14 protein-coding genes are annotated in these 21144 nt (G+C 39.8%); 12 read left to right on the top strand and 2 right to left on the bottom strand.

Features of this window, described 5'->3' with window-relative positions:
* Window positions 1-87 precede the first annotated feature (87 nt).
* Window positions 88-1089 carry a LacI family DNA-binding transcriptional regulator gene (locus AAHB12_RS20490; RefSeq protein ID WP_342046816.1) on the top strand — a complete coding sequence of 334 codons (1002 nt, stop codon included), beginning with the start codon at window positions 88-90 and terminating at the stop codon, window positions 1087-1089.
* A gap of 176 nt (window positions 1090-1265) precedes the next feature.
* Here the strand turns inward: AAHB12_RS20490 and AAHB12_RS20485 are convergent, their stop codons facing one another.
* Window positions 1266-2543: an MFS transporter gene (locus tag AAHB12_RS20485; protein ID WP_342046815.1), complete on the bottom strand. Its 1278-nt coding sequence runs from the start codon at window positions 2541-2543 to the stop codon at window positions 1266-1268.
* A gap of 717 nt (window positions 2544-3260) precedes the next feature.
* Here AAHB12_RS20485 and iolG point away from each other — a divergent pair.
* The 6 genes from iolG to lmr(B) all read left to right on the top strand — a co-directional run bounded on the left by iolG (window position 3261) and on the right by lmr(B) (window position 10584).
* A complete protein-coding gene (iolG, locus tag AAHB12_RS20480) occupies window positions 3261-4289 on the top strand; it encodes an inositol 2-dehydrogenase (RefSeq protein ID WP_342046814.1) in 1029 nt (342 codons plus the stop codon).
* Window positions 4290-4339: 50 nt separating this feature from the next.
* Window positions 4340-5233, top strand: coding sequence for a myo-inosose-2 dehydratase (iolE, locus tag AAHB12_RS20475; RefSeq protein WP_342046813.1), 894 nt, complete (start codon window positions 4340-4342; stop codon window positions 5231-5233).
* Window positions 5234-5796: 563 nt separating this feature from the next.
* On the top strand, window positions 5797-6231 hold the full coding sequence (locus tag AAHB12_RS20470; RefSeq protein WP_342046852.1) for a MarR family winged helix-turn-helix transcriptional regulator: 435 nt from the start codon (window positions 5797-5799) through the stop codon (window positions 6229-6231).
* A gap of 625 nt (window positions 6232-6856) precedes the next feature.
* Complete coding sequence (locus AAHB12_RS20465; RefSeq protein ID WP_342046812.1) at window positions 6857-8080, top strand: multidrug effflux MFS transporter; 1224 nt, start codon at window positions 6857-6859, stop codon at window positions 8078-8080.
* A gap of 400 nt (window positions 8081-8480) precedes the next feature.
* Window positions 8481-9059, top strand: coding sequence for a TetR/AcrR family transcriptional regulator (locus AAHB12_RS20460; RefSeq protein ID WP_342046811.1), 579 nt, complete (start codon window positions 8481-8483; stop codon window positions 9057-9059).
* Between the two features lie 79 nt (window positions 9060-9138).
* On the top strand, window positions 9139-10584 hold the full coding sequence (gene lmr(B) / locus AAHB12_RS20455) for a lincomycin efflux MFS transporter Lmr(B) (protein ID WP_342046809.1): 1446 nt from the start codon (window positions 9139-9141) through the stop codon (window positions 10582-10584).
* A gap of 106 nt (window positions 10585-10690) precedes the next feature.
* Here the strand turns inward: lmr(B) and AAHB12_RS20450 are convergent, their stop codons facing one another.
* Window positions 10691-11932 carry a helix-turn-helix domain-containing protein gene (locus tag AAHB12_RS20450; protein ID WP_342046808.1) on the bottom strand — a complete coding sequence of 414 codons (1242 nt, stop codon included), beginning with the start codon at window positions 11930-11932 and terminating at the stop codon, window positions 10691-10693.
* A gap of 154 nt (window positions 11933-12086) precedes the next feature.
* Here AAHB12_RS20450 and AAHB12_RS20445 point away from each other — a divergent pair, with 154 nt between their 5' ends.
* The 5 genes from AAHB12_RS20445 to AAHB12_RS20425 all read left to right on the top strand — a co-directional run bounded on the left by AAHB12_RS20445 (window position 12087) and on the right by AAHB12_RS20425 (window position 21032).
* A complete protein-coding gene (locus AAHB12_RS20445) occupies window positions 12087-14396 on the top strand; it encodes a glycoside hydrolase family 3 C-terminal domain-containing protein (RefSeq protein ID WP_342046807.1) in 2310 nt (769 codons plus the stop codon).
* Between the two features lie 727 nt (window positions 14397-15123).
* Window positions 15124-16890 (top strand): sensor histidine kinase, encoded by a 1767-nt coding sequence (locus AAHB12_RS20440; RefSeq protein WP_342046805.1) that lies wholly within the window; start codon window positions 15124-15126, stop codon window positions 16888-16890.
* Between the two features lie 3 nt (window positions 16891-16893).
* A complete protein-coding gene (locus AAHB12_RS20435; protein WP_342046803.1) occupies window positions 16894-18369 on the top strand; it encodes a response regulator in 1476 nt (491 codons plus the stop codon).
* Between the two features lie 383 nt (window positions 18370-18752).
* Window positions 18753-20075, top strand: a complete 1323-nt coding sequence (locus tag AAHB12_RS20430) for an ABC transporter substrate-binding protein (protein WP_129730092.1) — start codon at window positions 18753-18755, stop codon at window positions 20073-20075.
* A 90-nt stretch (window positions 20076-20165) separates the two neighbouring features.
* Window positions 20166-21032 (top strand): carbohydrate ABC transporter permease, encoded by an 867-nt coding sequence (locus AAHB12_RS20425; protein ID WP_129730094.1) that lies wholly within the window; start codon window positions 20166-20168, stop codon window positions 21030-21032.
* Window positions 21033-21144 lie beyond the last annotated feature (112 nt).

Raw genomic sequence — 21144 nt, 5'->3', positions numbered from 1 at the left:
GCATTATCACCTAGAACTGCAATTCCTCTCTATGTATAACTACCAGTGAAGAAAGGCAGCCTGGTATGGTAAGGATGGGAGAAAAACATGAAACTAACTATTTATACAGTAGCACAAGAAGCAGGAGTATCTATCGCAACGGTATCAAAGGTTATTAACAATACAGGACGGATTAGTGAAAAAACGAGACAAAAAGTGTTAAAGACAATGGAACGTTTGAATTATCACCCTAGTACTGTAGCATCTGCCTTAACTGGAAAAGGGACAAAAAACATTGGCTTGCTAGTTCCAGATGTTGCGAACCCGTTCTTTGCTGAGATTACGCGAAGTATTGAAGATTATAGCAATTCATTAGATTATAGTGTCATGATATGCAGTACAGATAATAAAAGCGAGAGAGAAAGGAAATACGTTTCTCTTTTGCTCAGGCAGAAAATTGATGGCATTATCCTTGCTTCCAACTTTCAAAATGAAGAGCTTATTCAGGAGCTGCTTGATAAAAAGGTTCCAATTGTATTACTGGCGCAAGAAGTTCCTAGTATGTCTATTGCTTCGGTAACAATAGATGACTTTAAAGGGGGCTCCATTGCGATGCAGCATCTTTTGTCGCTGGGGCATAGAAACATCGGGATTATCACTGAAAATAATAGAAGCGGTAAAAAGAGGCTGCATGCTTATAGACAGATGTTAGAGGAATATGGTGTTGAGGTTAATGAATCTTACATTATGAAGTGTGAAGCAAGTATATCAGACGGGGCTTATTATGGAGAAAAATTGCTGCGGCATCCTTCTAGACCAACTGCTATTTTTGCCTGCAATGACATGATTGCTCTTGGAGTAATGACAGCTGCACGCAACGCAGGGATATCTATTCCAGATGAGCTATCGGTTATAGGGTTTGATAATACGATCATGTCGACAGTGACAGTACCGTTGTTAACGACAGTTTCTCAGCCGATAAGAGAGATGGGAAGGAAAACAGTACAGCTATTAATGGAAGATATCGAAAAAGGGGATGCTTTTAAGCAATCTATTTTATACTCTCCAGAGCTCGTGGTTCGACAATCTACCGCTCTGCAGAAGCAGTGAGAAGATGGATAAAATAAATATGGAAAAGAAAAGCACCTCTTAATTTAAGCCATTGGCATACGAATTAAGAGGTGTTTTTGTTACCTTTGAATATAAAGATCTACTTACTTGTGTGGCATTAACACTGTCCTTGTAGTAAAAGAAGGTGAAGTGTGTGCAAAACTTCTTATTGGTCACTATGAAACAGCCTTTTGGCCGTTTGCAAATCCAGCTCCTGTACCACCTTTTTCTTGTGAAGGAGTAAGGAAGCTAGTTAAGAATGCGCCAACAAAATATAGGCCGGCAAAAATCCACATGACGCCTCCTACACCTAATGTTCCGATGAAAACGGTAACAACTAGTGGTCCAACGAAAGCCGCTAATCCAGAACCTAAGTTTAGTACAGACATGGCAGCTCCTTTATCATTTGGAGCTAAGGAAGGTACTAATGCTGTAAGAGGTACATAACCAGCTAATGTCGCTCCATAGCAGCACGCTACAATCATCATAATCCAATAGTTATGTCCTACAAGCTGCGGTACATAATAAAGCGCAAGTGTTACAATACCGGAACCAACGCAACCAAACCACTTAATTGTGTTAACCCAGCCCATTTTATCTCCAACAATTCCAAAAATAATATTACAAACCATGTTTACAAAAAATAAAGTTCCCCAAATTTGCAGCCATTCGCTTACAGTGAAATTAAACTTTGTCATATAGGTAGGCAAGAACACAACAAATCCAAATTGAGCAGCAGAGTTAATAATTTTAACTATCCCACCTATACCAACTCTTGGATTCTCAAACGCAATTGTAATTCCTTTAAGCAATTCTTTCCCTTTGTTATCGCTTACTTTTTGTACCTCAAACTTGTCTTTATTCATGATGATAGAAAATACTCCACCTGCAACAACAAAAATTAATGCGCTCCATAAAGTCGCAATTTCCCCAATCTTAGGAACCATAAAGCTAGAATAAAAGGCCCCGATAACACTTAAACCAAGCTGAAAAACAAACCAGTACCAGCCTACAGCCTTAGAGAGTATTTCCTGAGGGGTACGGTATGAGACCCATACTAAGAAGGAATAAGCAAACAAAGGATAACCCAATCCTCTTAAAGCATAACATGACAAGATAACAGCATAATTCATGCTAGGAATCCCAAAACCAATAAATCCAATTGAGCCTATAATAAAGGCAGCTAATCCAAACGTCATTGCACGTCTTGGACCCCACATCTGTACAAATACTCCTGAGAACCAAGCAGAAACAGATACAGTAATTCCATAGACAGTAAATAATAAGCCGGATTGTTTCATCGTTAAGCCTTGTTCAACGAGATAAGGTGATAGCCACCCTTGTTCCAAGCCATCGCCAATCATAAAAACAATGATCCCGATATAGCCCCACAGTAAATGTGAAGGAATCCCAATTTTGTCTAAAGCAGTTTGTTTCGGTGTAAGCATATTCATTTTTTCCACCACCATTAATTATTTTGGTTAATTACAATTGGGGTAAGCGCTTAATCATTTCTAGGAAAGAGTATACGCTTACACCAAGGGGGACGTCAATAGTTTTTATTTTTATGAGTTGATAATCTACTATTTTTAAACGATTCAATTGATTGCCATAATATGAAGAAAAAATTTATCCGTTTGTAAGCTTCTGAGTAGCTATATATGATAAAAAGAGCATGGTTGCTGTGTTTATTCTTCATACGATCTAACAGAAGCATGCATGAATGAACAGATTTGAAGTGCTTGAAAAAATAAAAAAACATTTGCACTTTTTAGATGAGCGTGTATAATGAAATCAAGGAAAGCGCTTAACCTATTTTCCTTACTTTTAAGACAATAAAGCTTGTAATGTAGCATAGAATTGCAATTTTCTTTCTTTTTTTACCAATCAAAGAAAACGCTTTATTTTAGTGGGAATCAATAGTGTACACATAGTTGCTGCACAGGATCCTACATAAGGAATCTGATATTCCCTTCCTATGCAGACGGTTACGTTTATCTAGCACTGTAGGAAAGTATAAATTTCCAGCTAGAAGCGAATTCGACGTAGTCGGAAATTTTAGGAATACAGTATAAGTGCAACTACGCCTCTGTCTTCGCCTAAGAGCGGGCTCGCCAATCGGCAAGTTTTCTTTATCTTTTCTTAAATTTTTCATAAAAAGGAGAATTCATATGAGTTTAATTACATTAGGAATTATTGGTGCAGGACGTATTGGAAGATTACATGTAGATAACCTTTTATCAGTTCCGCAAGTAAAAATTAAAGCGGTTTCGGATGTAGTTGTAGATCATTTACAGGAATGGGCTGCTAGCAAAGGGATTTCCGTTTTAACAACGAATTACCAGGATTTATTGGGAGACCCTGAAATTGATGCAGTATTTATTTGCTCTCCAACAAGCACGCATGCGCAAATCATTCAAGAGGCAGCTCGTGCGAAGAAGCATATTTTCTGTGAAAAGCCAGTTAGCTTCTCTGCGGAGCAGACAATTGAAGCATTACGTGTAGTAGAAGAAGAGGGCGTACTATTACAGGTTGGTTTTAACCGCCGCTTCGATCCAAATTTCAAAAAGGTACGTGATCTTGTGCAGCAAGGGGAAATCGGCCAGCCTCATATTCTGAAAATTACATCTAGAGACCCGCAGCCACCAGGTGTTGATTATATTCTGAATTCAGGTGGATTGTTCATGGACATGATGATTCATGACTTTGATATGGCACGCTATGTAATGGATAGTGAAGTAGTAGAAGTGTCTGCTCAAGGAGCGGTTTTAGTTGATCCTGCGATTGGGGAAGCAGGAGATATCGATACTGCTATTGTTACATTGAAGTTTGCAAATGGTGCCATTGGAGTAATTGATAATAGCCGTCAAGCTGTATATGGATATGATCAGCGTGTGGAAATCTTTGGGGCAAAAGGAGCAGCAACAGCTGATAACTGTCGCCCGACAACTGTAGAAGTATCTACAGTGGATGGTGTAGTAAAAGATAAGCCATTGTATTTTTTCCTTGAACGCTATACACAAGCATATATCGAGGAAGTAACTCAGTTTGTGAAATCAATCGCTGAAAATCAAGCTGTAATTTGCAGTGGAAATGATGGGCTTCAAGCAGAGCGTATTGCAAAGGCGGCGAAGGAGTCTTTACTCAAGGGTCAGCCAGTTAAGATTGACCATGCGGAAAATGAGCTTATAGCAAATTAAATCGTTTATGTAAATCGATTTCTAATAAGAGCGTAAGGGAGAAAGTGGACATGTTTAAAGAAAATACAATCAAACTTGGGATCGCTCCAATTGCTTGGACAAATGATGATCTTCCAGGGCTTGGCGGCGAGAATACATTTGAGCAGTGCGTAAGCGAAATGGCGTTAGCAGGATTCACTGGCAGTGAAGTAGGAAATAAGTATCCGCGTAATACAGAGGTATTGAAAAAGGCGTTATCGCTTCGGGGATTGCAAATCGCAAGCGCTTGGTTTAGCGCGTTTTTAACAACAAAGCCCCTAGAGGAAACAGTGGAAGCTTTCATCGAACACCGCGATTTCTTACATGCGATGGGTGCGAAGGTTATCGTTGTATCGGAGCAAGGCAAAAGCGTGCAAGGTCAAACGGTGCCTGTTTACAAAGCAAAGCCTGTCTTTACAGAAGAAGAGTGGAAGCTGTTGGTAGATGGCTTGCATCGCCTTGGTGAGCTGGCTGCAGAGAAGGATATGGATATTGTATTCCACCACCATATGGGAACAGGGATTCAAACAACAGAAGAAATTGATAAGTTGATGGAGCTAACAGATCCAAAGCTTGTTTCCTTGTTGTTTGATACAGGACATCTCGTATTTTCAGGAGAGGATCCAATTCATGTACTGAAAAAGCACCTGCCTCGCATTAAGCATGTGCATTTAAAAGACATCCGCCCGGAAGTGGTCACTCGCGTGAAGGAAGAGGATTTAAGCTTTTTGCAGGCAGTAAAAGCAGGTGCTTTCACTGTTCCAGGTGATGGTGGTATCGAGTTTGATGAAGTGTTTACAACGCTTGCGGCTTCTGATTATACAGGCTGGTTTGTTGTAGAGGCTGAGCAGGATCCGGCAGTAGCGAATCCTCTTGAATACGCGTTGAAAGCCCGCCGTTATATTCACGAAAAAACAGGGCTGTAATCGTATCGAAACATAAATAGATGAGGTTCCATCTGCAGGATTATGGGTAAAGATTTAACGATTCGGTGGCATAATCTCAGTAGTTGGTTATGAAGCGTTCCTCATGTATTAACACATACTAGCCTACACAATTCCAATCCATTAGGCACAGGAAAAAGACGGAAGGGTCTAAGTGCAATAACACCAAACCTTTCGTCTTTTTATTTTTGCACTTTAAGAAAATATAAATTTCTAGCTGGAAGATAATTCGACGTAGTTAGAAATTTTAGGAACAAAGTATAAGTGCAACTACGCCTCTGTCTTCGCCCAAAAGCAGGCTTGCCAATCGGCGAGTTTTCTTTAGTAAACAGTAGTGAAATATGTAAAGCTCATTCCTTAGAAAAGACAATCATAAATGAAAAGCTGTTAGAATAGAAAAAAGTTAAAATAATCCCATTTGACTGTTAAAATGATTCCTTGTTACTATTAGGAAAGACAATGAATGAAGTCGATATTTGATAATCGTATTTATTTTATCAATGATGTTCATTGCTTGTAGAAAGAACTTAGGATTGGTGGCACAAATGGAATTAAGTCAAAACAAACCATTGATAGCAAATTGGTTGTCCTTAACCAATATCCAAATGAAAATCACGAATGAATTAGAAGGTATACTTCAAGAGAAGCATAAACTATCTTTGAAAGAGTTTTATGTGCTTTTATTTTTATCGGAAGCTCCTGAGAAAAAATTAAAATTGCAACAGCTTCAGAATATGGTTGGTTTGAGTCAAAGCGCCATGTCAAGATTAGTAAGCCGATTTGAGGCAAAGGACTGCGGAGCATTAAAAAGGCATATTTGCGTAGATGATCGCAGAGCCATCTTCACATCCTTAACAGCTGAGGGAGAAGAAGAACTAAAAAAAGCGTCCGTTACGTTTAATCAAGTCCTTGAGAAGGCTTTTGCTCAAGAAACAATTCAGGAAGAGCTGCAACGATTGATTCGTCAATTACAATCTTGATGGAACTTGTTATATCCGGCTGTGGGCGGGAAAATGAGATTCCATCTTTTTGGGTTGAATTCATTAAACTTGACGGAGTATTTGTTACATGTTAATTTGTATGCATGTGCATGCATAATATTGTTACTGACGTAATTTACATAATATTTATGCCTGTCCTTGGCGTTGTGAAACATCAGTGTTGGAATCGGAAATGTACTGACTCTTATGGAGAAGTACGGGTGCAAAATTTTTTGTTATAGGAGAGAGAAATTAAATTACTATAGGAAAAGGAGTTTTATCATGGAACATTGATTTACCCCTTATCAGTTAAAAGGAATAGACGGATAACCGAGGAATAGGGAAAATCAAGAGCCAGTGTCTTTTACACTGTAAGAAAGTATAAATTTCTAGCTGGCGGACAATTCGACGTAGTGAGAAATTTTAGGAATACAGTATAAGTAGGGCTGCGCCTCTGTCTTCGCCCAAGAGCAGGGCTCGCCAATCGGCGAGTTATGATACGGCTTCTTGATTTTCAATGCTGTTGGCCAACACGTTGAAACCTTGCAATAGGGTTAAGTGAAGTAGATAAAGTGTTTTAAAGTTTTATAGAAAATGAATGTTTCGACAGAAAGGTGAGAAAGGCTTGAAAAATCTAACAAAAACCAAACGACTGCAGCTTGCTTTACTTTTAGGATCGCTTGGACTTTTAGGTCCTTTTACAATAGATACGTATTTGCCTGCATTCCCTACTATTGTTAAAGAATATCATACGAGTGCTTCCTTAGTACAAATTAGTTTAACGACATGCCTTTTAGGCTTGGGATTGGGGCAATTGATTATTGGTCCAATGAGTGATGTTCAAGGACGACGTAAGCCATTGCTTAGTTTTCTTATTTTGTATTTATTAGCTTCGCTAACATGTGCATTTGCACCAAATATTTATACCTTTATCGGTGCTCGTTTTATACAAGGCTTTGCGGCGGCTGGCGGACTCGTTATTTCCAGGGCGGTTGTTCGCGATGTTTATAGCGGAAGGGAATTGACTAAGTTCTTCGCTTTATTGATGCTAGTAGGGAATCTTGGACCAATTGTTGCACCAATTGCTGGCGGCAGTATCCTTGCTTTTACAAATTGGACAGGGGTTTTCATTGTATTGGCTTGTATTGGCTTACTATTATTTTTGACTATTTCATGGAATTTGGAAGAGACATTGCCAAAGGAAAAACGTATCCCAAGTGACTTTTCGCAAATATTGAAAAACTTCGGTTCTTTATTAAAGGACCGTCAGTTCGCAGGCTATGCTCTTACACAAGGCTTTATTATTGCAGGAATCTTTGCTTATGTATCGGGTATCCCTTTTGTGTATCAGAATATTTATGGGGTGTCTCCACAAGAATTTAGTCTATTATTTGGAATCAATGGTATTGCTTTAATTATTGGAAGTCAGCTAGTTGGCCGCTTTACAGATGTTATTTCAGAGAGAGCTTTTTTAAAGATAGGATTAATGATTTCTAATGTGGCAGGGGCTGTGCTATTAGTCGCTTTTCTTTTAAAAGCACCGCTATTAGTTATTGTTGTTCCTATATTCTTTTTGGTAGCTTCTATCGGAATTATTGCTACAACATCTTTTTCGTTAGCGATGGAGACACAAGGACATATTGCGGGAAGTGCTTCTGCACTATTAGGTCTATTGCCATTTATACTAGGTTCATTAACTGCTCCACTTGTGGGAATAGCCGGAGAGTATACAGCTATTCCAATGGGTGTCGTTATTTTATCAGCAAGTCTTATGGCTCTTCTCTCCTATTATGGATTGGTCCGAAGAAATTTGGCGTATAAACTTCAAGATAGTACACGGAATCTCTGAATTTTAACTGTAAATGCACGATGCTCTGGCCCAAATAATTTCTATATGAATTCAATCTCACTCCGGACAGTCTTCACTCCTTGTTGAAGCTGTCTTTTTACTTTACATTGTAAGAAAGTATAAATTTCCAGCTAGAAGTGAATCCGACGTAGTGGGAAATTTTAGGGATACAGTATAAGTGCAACTACGCCTCTGTCTTCGCCCAAAGGCAGGGCTCGCCAGTCGGCCAGTTTTCTTTAACGTACATTGCATGGTCTATCCAAGAATCATTTGTTATCTTAAGAGACCTTCAATTCAGATTGGTGCTGCAATCTTGACAATTAAAATTAAAAAAACTAAAATAGACCAGTCACCATATTTTTGAGATTAGCTTTCCTGCCCCTTTGGAGGTGTATATTGTATGAATGATAAAAATGCCAAAAGAGAAACGCGCGACAAAATCATTAAAACTGCATCGCGGCTTTTTCAACTACAAGGGTACCATGCTACTGGATTAAATCAGATCCTAACTGAAAGTGAAACACCTAAAGGCTCTCTTTATTATCACTTTCCAAATGGAAAAGAACAGCTAGCAATAGAAGCTGTAAATAACATGAAAGACTTTGTTCAAGCTAAAACAGAGAAAATTTTCAAAGAGATTGCAGAGCCTGATAAAGCGATTCAATTTTCTATTACTGAGGTTGCGAAGGAATTCAATAAGGTTGAAGATATTACAGGTTTTCCTGTCGGCTTATTAGCAGCTGAAACAGCATTAATGAGCGAGCCGTTACGAAAGGCTTGTCAGCAAGCCTTCGAAACTTGGGAAGATACGTACACTAAAAAACTGATTCAAGGTGGATTTCCTGAAGAAACAGCAAAGGAATTAGGCATGGTGATTAATTCAATGATTGAGGGGGGCATCCTTCGTTCTTTAACAAATAAGGATAGCACACCGCTCCTTCTGATCGCCAAGCAAATTCCGATTTTACTGAAGAAGTAAGTAGAAATAGCCAAAATGCTATTTCTCTAATATTAATATAGAGACTGGTCTAATTTTAAAAGTCTCGAAAGGGGATAATATGGAAGCAAATATACTTTCAAAGCAAGTAGAAGTCAAAGAGATTAGAGTATTGCCTATCATGGTTTCTTTACTCGTTAGCGGCTTTATCGGCATGTTTAGTGAGACAGCATTAAATATGGCTTTAAGCGATTTGATGAAGGAGCTTCAAGTCACGGCGGCAACGGTTCAGTGGTTAACTACCGGTTATTTATTGGTGCTAGGTATTTTAGTTCCTGTTTCAGGACTTCTTCTTCAGTGGTTTACTACTAGACAGCTCTTTACAGCAACATTATGCTTTTCAATTTTAGGGACAGTTATTGCCGCTATAGCTCCTAACTTTTCCTTTTTGCTCTTGGCACGGGTTATTCAAGCAGTTGGCACAGGGTTGCTCTTACCTTTAATGTTCAATACTATTTTAGTGATTTTTCCACCCCATAAGCGCGGGGCTGCGATGGGAACGATTGGTCTTGTTATTATGTTTGCTCCAGCTATCGGACCAACTATTTCCGGATTGGTTGTCGAGCATCTTAACTGGCATTGGATCTTTTGGATTTCCCTTCCTTTCCTGTTATTTGCACTTGTTTTTGGAATGACTTATATGCAAAATGTATCCACTATTACAAAACCTAAAATTGATCCTTTATCCATCCTATTATCGACGATTGGCTTCGGCGGCATTGTCTTTGGCTTCAGTAATGCAGGGGAGGGGGCCGGTGGCTGGACAAGTCCAACTGTCATTATTTCTTTAATTGCAGGTTTAATCTCGCTCCTTCTTTTTACAATTCGTCAATTGTCTATGGAGCGGCCGATGATTAATTTAAGGGTCTTTAAGTACCCTATGTTTACAATGGGACTATTGATGGTATTTATCTGTATGATGGTGATTTTGTCTTCAATGCTGCTCCTGCCGATGTATTTACAGGGAGGTCTTGCTTTATCTGGATTTATCGCTGGGTTATTACTATTGCCAGGCGGTATTATTAACGGCTTAATGTCACCACTTACAGGACGCTTGTTTGATAAATATGGACCAAGATGGCTTGTCATTCCAGGATTTATCCTAGTTTCTATTATTCTCTGGTTCTTCTCGGATGTAACAACTACGTCTACCGTTATGACAATTATTGTATTGCATACTTGTTTAATGATTGGTATCTCCATGATTATGATGCCGGCGCAAACAAATGGATTAAACCAATTGCCTCGAGAGCTTTACCCAGATGGAACAGCCATTATGAATACCCTTCAGCAAATAGCTGGTGCAATTGGTACTGCGGTAGCGGTAAGTATTATGGCGGCAGGTCAACACGACTACTTACAGAACGCCAAGGAGCCTGCAAATCCCGCTATCATACCGAATGCGTTAACTGCAGGAGTTCAACAGGCATTTGTTTTTGCGATGATAGTTGCGCTTGTTGGTCTTGTTTGTGCTTTGTTTATCAAACGCGTAAAGGTCAAACATTAAATCAAAATCTTATGTAATTCAAAGGAAGAATAGCCATTGATGAAAAGGTCTGTGGAAAAGCAGCTTACTCCACAGACCTTTTGAATTTTGTAAAAAGGGGCAGGTTCTAGATTTTCAGCGGTTTATCCTTAAACTGCTTTGGCGTCACACCTATAAACTTTTTAAAAACCTTCGTAAAATGACTTTGATCGTGAAAATTCAGCATGCTGTAGATTTCTGCTAAAGAATGATTGGTAAGCGTCATTAAGTTCTTTGCTTCCTCAACTCTTTCACGCTGAATGTACTCACTGATAGAAATCCCAACTTCTTTTTTAAAGAGACTAGATATATACCTCGGATTCATACCTGTTACGTTAGCGAGATCAGCAAGCGTAATTTCTTCATAGAGATGTGTGAAAATATAGCTTTGGCAAAGATGGATCGGTTTTGAATACTTTTGCCTTTGAACATTTTGTACACGTTCTGTAAAGTCATATAGGGCATCCTCTAATAAATGATCTACGTCTTTACTGGTTGTTAGCTCCTCAATATTTTGGATATAGAAGTCACTTAATGTATAAGCGGCTTCAGGATATAATCCGCCTTCCATCGCAGCTCTGGTAATGAGTGTAATGCTTGTGATTGCCAGGTTTTTCTGGCTGCGCAATTGGCTTTTTTTAGAAAGAGTTCCGAAGCCGCCTTCTTCGGCAGCAGATCTCCAATGCTTAATTACTTCCTCCTTACGTCCCTCCTTTACAAATTGCATAATTCTTTTTTCATATATAGGATCATGATGAAAGAATGTATTTTGTCGTCTCTCTGCAATAGCTAAATCAGGATTTTCCATCTCAACTTGTGGTCTGTCCAAGGTTTTATTATGTTGAAGAATCATGGGAATATCCAATTGTTCTTTGTAAATCATGTAGTAGAGAAGCATGCTTATATGTATAAATCTTAGGCTGTTTAAAACGGGAAGGGATTGGTAATAGTGGATGACGCTGTGCTGCTCTTTATGTAAATGAAAGTCATTTATAAGCCCTTTTATCATTACTTCTGATAGCGGAGAGGACAGGGTAGGTCCCATCATAATAACTCCTTGAAATCCGTCATTGTCCTTTAAACAAATAGAAAAAAAGCTCTCTAGATAATTTGTTGTTCGGAATATAGGGAATTGCTGCGGGTCATCTGGATGGAAGAGCTGTTGAATTATACCTTGTTTTGATGCATACAAAGGATGGTGCACATAGTTAGAGGAGAATTCGAGCACGATTTCTCCGTTCGAATCCAGAAAGAAAATCGGTATTTTGTATGTTTCGTACATAAGCTTACAAATATATTCTAAATCCTTTACAGCAGGAATCATATTCATATAGTGAAAACCTTCTTTCTAATGAAAAATAAAAAATTGACGAAGGATACTAAATTTCTGACTATTATACCATAAATGAAAATTAGAAAAAGCTATAATCAACTTAAGGAAAAAGATAGCGCTTACTAAAAGCGTTACCGATTGGAGGATTATCATGACTAGAGATATACAAGCACTCATTTCACAAATGACATTAGAAGAAAAAGCAGGTCTTTGTTCAGGATTAGATTTTTGGAATTTAAAAGGAATTGAGAGATTGGGTATTCCATCCATCATGGTAACAGACGGACCGCATGGACTTCGGAAGCAGAAACAAGGAGCTGACCATCTAGGTCTTTTTGATAGCGTTCCAGCAACATGCTTCCCATCTGCCGCAGGAATGGCGAGCTCTTGGAATCGCGACTTGATTGAGCGTGTTGGTGTTGCGTTAGGAGAAGAATGTCAGGCGGAGGATGTAGCTGTTCTGCTTGGGCCTGGCGCAAATATTAAACGGTCACCATTATGCGGAAGAAACTTTGAATATTTTTCTGAAGATCCATATTTATCTTCTGAAATGGCAGCAAATCATATTAAAGGTGTGCAAAGCCAAGGGGTTGGAACATCTCTTAAGCACTTTGCGGCAAATAACCAAGAGCATCGCAGAATGTCTACAGATGCGATTGTCGATGAAAGAACACTTAGAGAAATTTATTTAGCTAGCTTTGAAGGTGCGGTGAAGCAATCACAGCCATGGACGGTGATGTGCTCCTATAATAAGGTAAATGGTGAATTCGCATCCGAAAATTCTTATTTATTAACGGATATTTTAAAGGAAGAATGGGGTTTTGAAGGCTTTGTTGTGTCCGATTGGGGTGCAGTGAATGAGCGCGCGGCAGGCTTGGAGGCTGGTTTAGAGCTGGAAATGCCGACAAGCGGCGGGATTGGCGATCAAAAGATTGTAAATGCGGTAAAAAACGGTGAGCTATCTGAGGAGAGGCTAGATCGTGCTGTGGAAAGAATATTACGAATCATTTTTATGGCAGTGGATCATAAACAGGAAAACGCAGCTTATGATCAAGAGGCGCACCATCAGCTTGCTAGAGAGGTAGCTAGAGAAAGTATGGTACTACTGAAAAATGAAGCTAATATTCTTCCGCTCAAAAAAGCGGGGACAGTGGCGGTGATTGGAGAATTTGCGAAGAAGCCAAGATATCAAGGCGGTGGCAGCTCTCATATTAAACCGACCAAGCTTGAAAATATTCTAGAAGAAATTCAAAAAACAGCTGGCAGCAGCACGAACGTATTATATGCGGACGGATATAGCTTAACGAGTGATGCGATTGATGCAGCATTGCTGGAGGAAGCAAAGAGAGCAGCTGCTGCGGCGGAGACAGTGATTTTATTTGTAGGTCTTCCTGATCGTTACGAATCAGAAGGGTATGATCGTCAGCATCTGCGTATGCCGGATAATCATCTTGCTTTGTTGAATGCGGTAGCGGAGGTTAATGAAAATATTGTTGTTGTTCTAAGCAATGGTTCACCAATTGAAATGCCATGGCTCCCTAAAGCAAAAGGTGTGCTTGAAGGTTATTTAGGCGGGCAAGCGTTAGGCGGTGCAATTGCGGATCTATTATTTGGCGATACAAATCCAAGTGGAAAATTAGCTGAAACTTTCCCGCAGCAGCTAAGCGATAACCCATCCTTCTTACACTTCCCTGGAGAAGGAGATAAAGTAGAGTATAAGGAAGGCATTTTTGTTGGATATCGTTACTATGATGCAAAGGGTGTGGAACCTTTATTCCCATTTGGTTATGGATTAAGCTATACAACATTTGAATACAGCAATCTTTCTATTGATAAAAAGGAATTGAAGGATACAGATGCAGTGACAGTCCGTGTAAACGTGAAAAATACAGGAGCTGTTGCCGGACAAGAAATCGTCCAGCTATATGTAAAGGATATCCAAAGCAGTGTGGTAAGACCTGAAAAAGAACTGAAGGGCTTTGAGAAGGTTGCACTGCAGCCAAGCGAGGAAAAAACGGTTGTATTCACATTAGATAAACGAGCATTTGCATATTACAATGTGGACCTCGAGGATTGGCATGTGGAAACAGGGGAATTTGGAATTCTAATAGGAGCATCTTCTCAGGACATTCGCCTACATGACAGCGTTGTTGTTGAATCTACCGTTTCGGTTCACAAGCCAATTCACAGAAATACGCTTGTTGGTGATTTGTTAGCCGATCCGCTGCTTGCACCGTTAGCGAAAGAACTACTTGCAAAAGCAAACGAGCATAATCCACTTATGAGCGCAGGCCCTGAAGATGAACATGCTTCGGATATGTTTGAAGCGATGATGAGATACCTGCCGCTTCGTGCACTTTCGAACTTCAGCGGCGGTATGTTTACAGAGGAAGCGATGGCCGATATGATCCATCAGTTGAATGAAAAACAGGAGAAATTAGCTGTTGTTCAATCTATCTAGAAATTCCTTTTTACACTACTTACTGGCATAAGACGTGAATATGTTGAAAAGGCAGTGTTGAAGCTTTAATAGATAGATGATGTAAATATAAAGTGGTAAAACAAGCTGAAACACAACATTATAATCTTTACAACATCTTAATCAATCATGACAAAAGCCGATTCTTCCTTGCTTAGCGTAGGAAAAATCGGCTTGTTGTGCGTCAGCAATATCAGTAAATCCTTTATTAGGTATTATGGGGAAATTTACACCAATTAAAAAGGAAATACAAAAAAAACAGACATAAACCAAAAAATAGATACTTATCAAAAAAAATGAAAACACTTACAATTGTTAAGGGGCCATTAAGTTCTATTGCGCATGACAGAGAATATACGATTATTCACAAGATTTTCAGATACATCGAGTTAGCTTTTCATTACAAGTTTAGGCTTCTTACACTTTAAGAAAGGATAAATTTCTAGCTGGGAGACCATTCGACGTAGTGAGAAATTTTAGGAAGAAAGTATAAGTAGGGCTATACCTCTGTCTTCGCCCAAGGGCAGGGCTCGCCAGTCGGCGAATTTTCTTTAAGGAATCAAAAAGCCGCGAGTATAAAGAGAATAAATACTCATGGCTTTTTTGTATTGGAGTAGAAGTGTATGATAGTAGCAATGTAAACGAGTATACTAAGAAAATATTGGTTATCACTACAGTGGTTAACCTTTTGTAAAAGGCAGGTTGTACAATGAAGCAACGATTTCAAAAGCGACTGTTACGATTTAAAAACGAAAAAATTAGATACAAGTATTTTACTTTTTTGATTGGCTTGACTATTCCGCCCTTATTTTTGCTTGGATTCCTTTCCTACAATATTGCTAAGGATGCCTTGCTGCAAAACCAAATGGAGTCAACGCAAAATCATCTTCAAACATCAAGTGAGGTTGCAGATTTATTATTTCGCAATGTCATCAATATGGAGCGTCTCATTTCATGGAACAAGGATGTTCATCAACAATTAAAGGAGAGTGCACAAGCCCAAGGTGACGAACAAAATGTTCTTGGCGAGAGTACAACGAAACGTATCCAGAATCTAATTGCCAGCTATCTAATTGATACACAGGATATTGATTCTATTTGCTTGTTTGATGTGCAAAATCATTCGGTATGCTATGGAAATTCGAACAGTACGGGGATATATGGAACTGGGGGCGTACATGGAGAAATTTCTCTCAATGATTGGTATCAAAAGAGCGCAAAGGCGAATGGAAAAGCAGTATTTTTTGGCTACAATGTCCTAACAGGAAGCGGGTTCGGCAGCACATTTTCCTCGGTGAAGCTATTAAAAGATCCTGAACAATTATTTAATCCGGTGACGACGGGATTGTTAGTTATAAATATTAAAAAATCTATGTTTTCAAGGGTATTTAAGGAGAGTGAGGACAGTTCATTTGTTGTGCTGGATGCTTCTAATGATAAGGTACAAGCGATCTATAATTATCCTCCATCGTTTGAGATTAAGGACAGTCTTGGGAAAAGTACCACAGAAACCTTTGCGAAGCTGCAGAAGAAAGGATATCTTGTAAGCAGTGATATCAATCAGACAACAGGTTGGACATTTGCGCAAGTTACGAAGGAAAATAAACTGCTTAAGCAATCGAACCGGATTGGAATTGTAACGGCTTCCATTTCCCTCTTTATTGCTTTCATTTCTTTATTTTTCTCATTTATGGTATCTGGGACGATCGCTCGTCCTTTATTACAGCTCAGAAATATGGCAATGGATTGGACGAGAAACTTATGGAATTCAAATGAGGAGCCTCATTCAGATGATATAGGTGTAATTGGGCGAACATTTGAGCGAATTACGGTTGAAAATAAAGAACTGAATGAACGGCTGATCAGTGCTCAATTGAAAGAAAGAGAGGCAGAGCTCAGAGCATTGCAAGCGCAGATTAAGCCGCATTTTTTATACAATACACTAGATTCAATGTATTGGATGGCCATTTTACAGAACAATCATGACCTTGCCAAAATGGCAGTGGCGCTGTCACAAAGCTTCAAATTGAGCTTAAATAATGGGAAGGATATGATTTTGGTGTCACAGGAATTAGAGCATATCCAGCATTATATGACGATTCAAAATATGCGCTATCATAATCGATTTCAGTATATTGAGGATGTTGATCCATCTTTAATGAATAAGGAAATGCTTAAGCTGCTGCTGCAGCCACTCGTGGAGAACGCAATTTATCATGGATTGGAGCCGAAGGTCGGAGAGGGAAGCATTCATGTAACAGGCAGAACTGAGGACGGTTGGATTGCTTTTACCGTTAAGGATGACGGTGTTGGGATAGAGGATATGAATGCGATCGAGCAAGGATACGGCTTACGCAATGTCCAAGAACGGCTGCAGCTATGCTATGGAAATGATAGTGAATTAAATATTTCAAGCGTAGTAGGTGAGGGAACGAGCGTTGAAATTCGCTTCCGAGAAGATGCGAGGGGGGAATAAAATATGCTAAAGGCAGTAATTTTTGACGACGAATATATTGTACTGCAGGGACTGCAGGCAATGATTGACTGGTCAAAATACGGAATTGAGCTAGTAGGTACAGCGACCGATGGAAATGCCGCGTGGAGCTTGTTTGAAGCGCATCGTCCTGATATTGTGTTTACCGACATTCGTATGCCTGGTATGGACGGCTTACAGGTGATTGAAAAGATATTAGCTGCAGCACCTGATACCATGTGCATTGTATTTAGCGGCTTTAATGAATTTGAATATGTAAAGCGCGCTCTTAAATTAGGCGTGGCTGATTATTTAGAAAAGCCGATTACAATCCCGATGATTGAGGATGCGATCACAAAAACCATCGAAAGAATAGAACGGGAGAAAGCGGTTTCCTCGTTACAGCTGAAATGGGAGGACAGCAGACAGGAACTCTTGGAGAAGGCAACGTTAGATTTGCTTCTTCGCGGCGAGGAGGCAGAAGCGAAGTGGCGCGATTCTTTTGGGGAAAAAGCGGACGAGGTTACAGGTGTAACTGTTATTGCTCTCTCTAGAGATGATCTTGCCTTAGATGATGCTGATTCCTATCAGGCAATTCATGTCCGAAACGGCTTAGAGCAGCTGATTGCTGTCTTTCATTTTCAGGAGGACGCAACAGATGTATGGAATCAGCTCTTATATTGGACGGAGCCTGCTGGTGTTGGCCGGACATATGAGCAAATCACAGATGCTGGGAAAAGCTACCGAGAGGCTTTACAAGCACTGCGGTATGGACAGTTTATGGAGGAGAAAGGGTGGACTCGCTTTGAAGATATCGGGGAAAATCCAAAAATTCCAGCAAGTCTATCAGAGCAAGAAGAGGCAGTTATTTTTTATATGCGTACCGGAGATAAAGCAGGTCTGCTTGGGCAGCTTGATATTTTTATTAAGCAGTTAGAATCAGAAAGACTGAATCCTGATATTATGGAACGTGAAATATTGAAGCTTGTGTACCTCGCTATGGAGGTAGCGAAGGAAACAGGAGAAGATGTATATAAAATTCGTCAGGCGGACTATCTGCCTCATCTAGAGATACGAAGCATACGTACAAAGGAGGAAATGTTTGCATGGCTGCGCGCTCAGATGGAGATGCTGATGGATTGGACACTCGATGTTCGCTCGAGCGCCAAGCATGAAGCCGTAGAAAGTGCTTGTGCGTATATGAAGCAGCATTATAATGAGGACCTAACGCTTCAGGAGGTATCAGAGCATGTCGGGATGAATGCTACCTACTTCAGCCTGCTGTTTAAAGAAGAAATGGGTCAGTCTTATATTAAATATTTAACACAGCTACGCATGGAGCGTGCAAAGGAGCTGCTTCGGGAAGGCTATAAGATTGCTGATGTTAGCGAGAAGGTAGGGTATCATAGCTATCGGCATTTCTCAGAGCTGTTTAAGAAGCATGTTGGGATGAAGCCAGGGCAATATAAGGATTCCTTTTGAGTGAACAAACCCCTTTTTCACATATTGTGAAGGAGGGGTTTTTTATGGTTTTATATAACCACTTATGAAGAGTATCGAGCAGATTCTAAAACAGAAATAAATAAAAACGGTGGTAGTTATAATGTATTGTTTTTTTGTATGAATCCAAAAAAAACAGACGTAATACAAAAAAAGAGCACTTACAAATACTTTTGAAAGCACTTACAATTAAGTTAAATCAAAGGGCCCCAGAGATTAAGAAACAGGTTATCAAGCTGTACGTTACGCAATTATTTAGTAATACCTTTTATGTAAAGATATTTCTGTAGAGTTTAAAGAAAGCGATTCCAAACTTGTTATTAGGTGCGAAAGCACTTACTACTAGAGGGAGAGGGAAGCATAGCATGATGAAAACAAAAAAGAAAATCTTAGCGGTATTATCTACGACAGCACTTTTTGCAGGTATCTTAGCTGGATGCGGCAGCAGTGATAGCAAAAGCGCTTCGGGCGGGGGAGATTCTAAAGAAACAACTCTTACATTATTAATGGATAACCAAAGTCCTGCAGCAATGGAAGGATACAAGGCTGTTGCAGCAGAATTTGAGAAAAAATACCATATTAAGACTGAAATCGAAACTCGTCCAGGCGGTTCAGAGGGTGACAACCTAATTAAAACACGTCTTTCCACAGGTGACGCAACAGACTTAATAGCGTATAACTCAGGTTCACTTATGCAAGCATTAAATCCAGAGAAGAATTTTGTGGATCTCACAAATGAACCTTATATGGACACAATTTTGGATACATTTAAGACAGCGGTAACAGTAAACAAAAAGGTATACGGCGTTCCTGTTGGCACCTTCAACTCAGGCGGTTGGTTCTACAATAAAAAGGTATATAAAGAGCTTGGTCTTTCTATTCCAAAAACATGGGACGAGCTGATGGCAAACAATGAAAAAATTAAAGCAGCTGGTAAAACAGCGGTTATTGGCACATACAAGGATACATGGACATCTCAGGTTATTCTCCTTGCAGACAACTATAATGTTCTAGCAGAAAGCCCATCCTTCCCAGAAGATTTCACAGCGAATAAGGCGAAAATGGCGACAACACCAGCCACCCTTAGAAGCTTTGAAAAACTAGAGGAAATCAGCAAAAAGGGCTACATGAACAAAGACTTCAACGCGACAGGTTATGAGGCAGGATTAAAAATGCTAGCTGAGGGTACAGGCGTACAATATCCAATGATTTCCTTCGCGCTAGCAAACCTTGCAAAATTGTATCCAGATCAAATTGATGATATTGGATTCTTCCCGCAGCCTGGTGACAGCGCTGATAAAAATGGTATCACAGCATGGGCACCAGGTGCTATTTATATTAACAAAGCAAGCGAGCATGTAGACGAAGCAAAGAAATGGGCAGAGTTCTTCGTTTCTCCAGAATCTCAACAGCTATACATGTCTAAAGCAACTCCTGATGGTCCACCTGCAATCAAGGATGTAAAGCTTCCGGACAATGTCTATGCTGCAGTAAAAGACATGATTCCATACTTTGACGAAGGCAAAACAGCACCGGCACTTGAATTCTTAAGCCCGTTAAAAGGACCAAACTTGCCACAAATCACATCAGAGGTAGGCGGCGGTATGAAATCGGCGAAAGAAGGAGCGGCAGCCTACGATCAAGACGTAGAAAAGCAAGCGAAGCAGCTTGGCTTAAAGGGCTGGTAATCTGCTGAGGTTACACTTAAAAAGCGAGGCCCTGTCAGTGTTCGACAGGGCTGCTTTTTGACTTAGGTTATAGAGAGGAGATTCAGCGAAATGAATAGTCTTACAAATCGGACATATACGTATATGTTTCTCATTCCAGCCGGCATTATTTATTTTGTATTTTTCTTACTTCCTACCGTTATGTCCTTATTTTTTAGTATGACATGGTGGTCCCTCACAGATTGGAAATTTATCGGATTAGAAAACTTTAAAACATTTCTGACAGAGCCTTCTCTGAATATCGGATTTAAAAATACGATTATCTACGCCATTGTGACATGTGGTCTTAAGGTCATTCTTGGCTTACTTCTTGGTGTATTCCTTAGCTCAAAGCTCAAAACAGTGAGCTTTATCCGCTCTATGGTCTTCTTCCCAACTCTTTTAAGTACAATCGCAATCGGGATGGCATTTGCAATGATGATGCACCCGACGCAAGGATTGATTAACCTGGCATTACAAGCAGTAGGGATTGTAGGTCCAGACTGGTTAGGTGACAGCAAAATCGCACTTCTTTCCGTCGCATTGGTTGATGTGTGGAAGGGTGTAGGAATGGCAACTGTAATCTTTATCGCCGGGATTATGTCTATTCCAGAGGATTACTATGAAGCTCTTATGATTGATGGCGGAAACGCCTGGCACAAGTTCTGGAACATTATCCTGCCGCTGAGCCGTCCTGCGATGAACTCTGTTATCATTCTAGCATTTATCGGTGGTCTTCGTTCCTTTGACTTAATCTGGGCAATGACAAAGGGTGGCCCAGGCTTTAGCACAGATTTAATTGCTTCTATTATCTATAAGCAATACCAAGCAGGCTTTTATGGTCTATCCACCGCTGGAAATGTAATTTTATTCCTACTTGTTTCTGCATTGGCATTCCCGCTATATGCTTATTTGAACAAAAAAGAGGTGGACCTATGATGAACAAGGTAGCGAACCAAAATATAACACCATCTGTTGTTCCTGAAAAACACAAAGGATTGACGGGTAAAAGGGTTCGAAAATTCCTAGTGGAATGTATCGCCATACTATC

The sequence above is a fragment of the Bacillus sp. OTU530 genome, from assembly GCF_038440375.1.
This window is presented reverse-complemented; position numbering and strand designations above follow the sequence as displayed.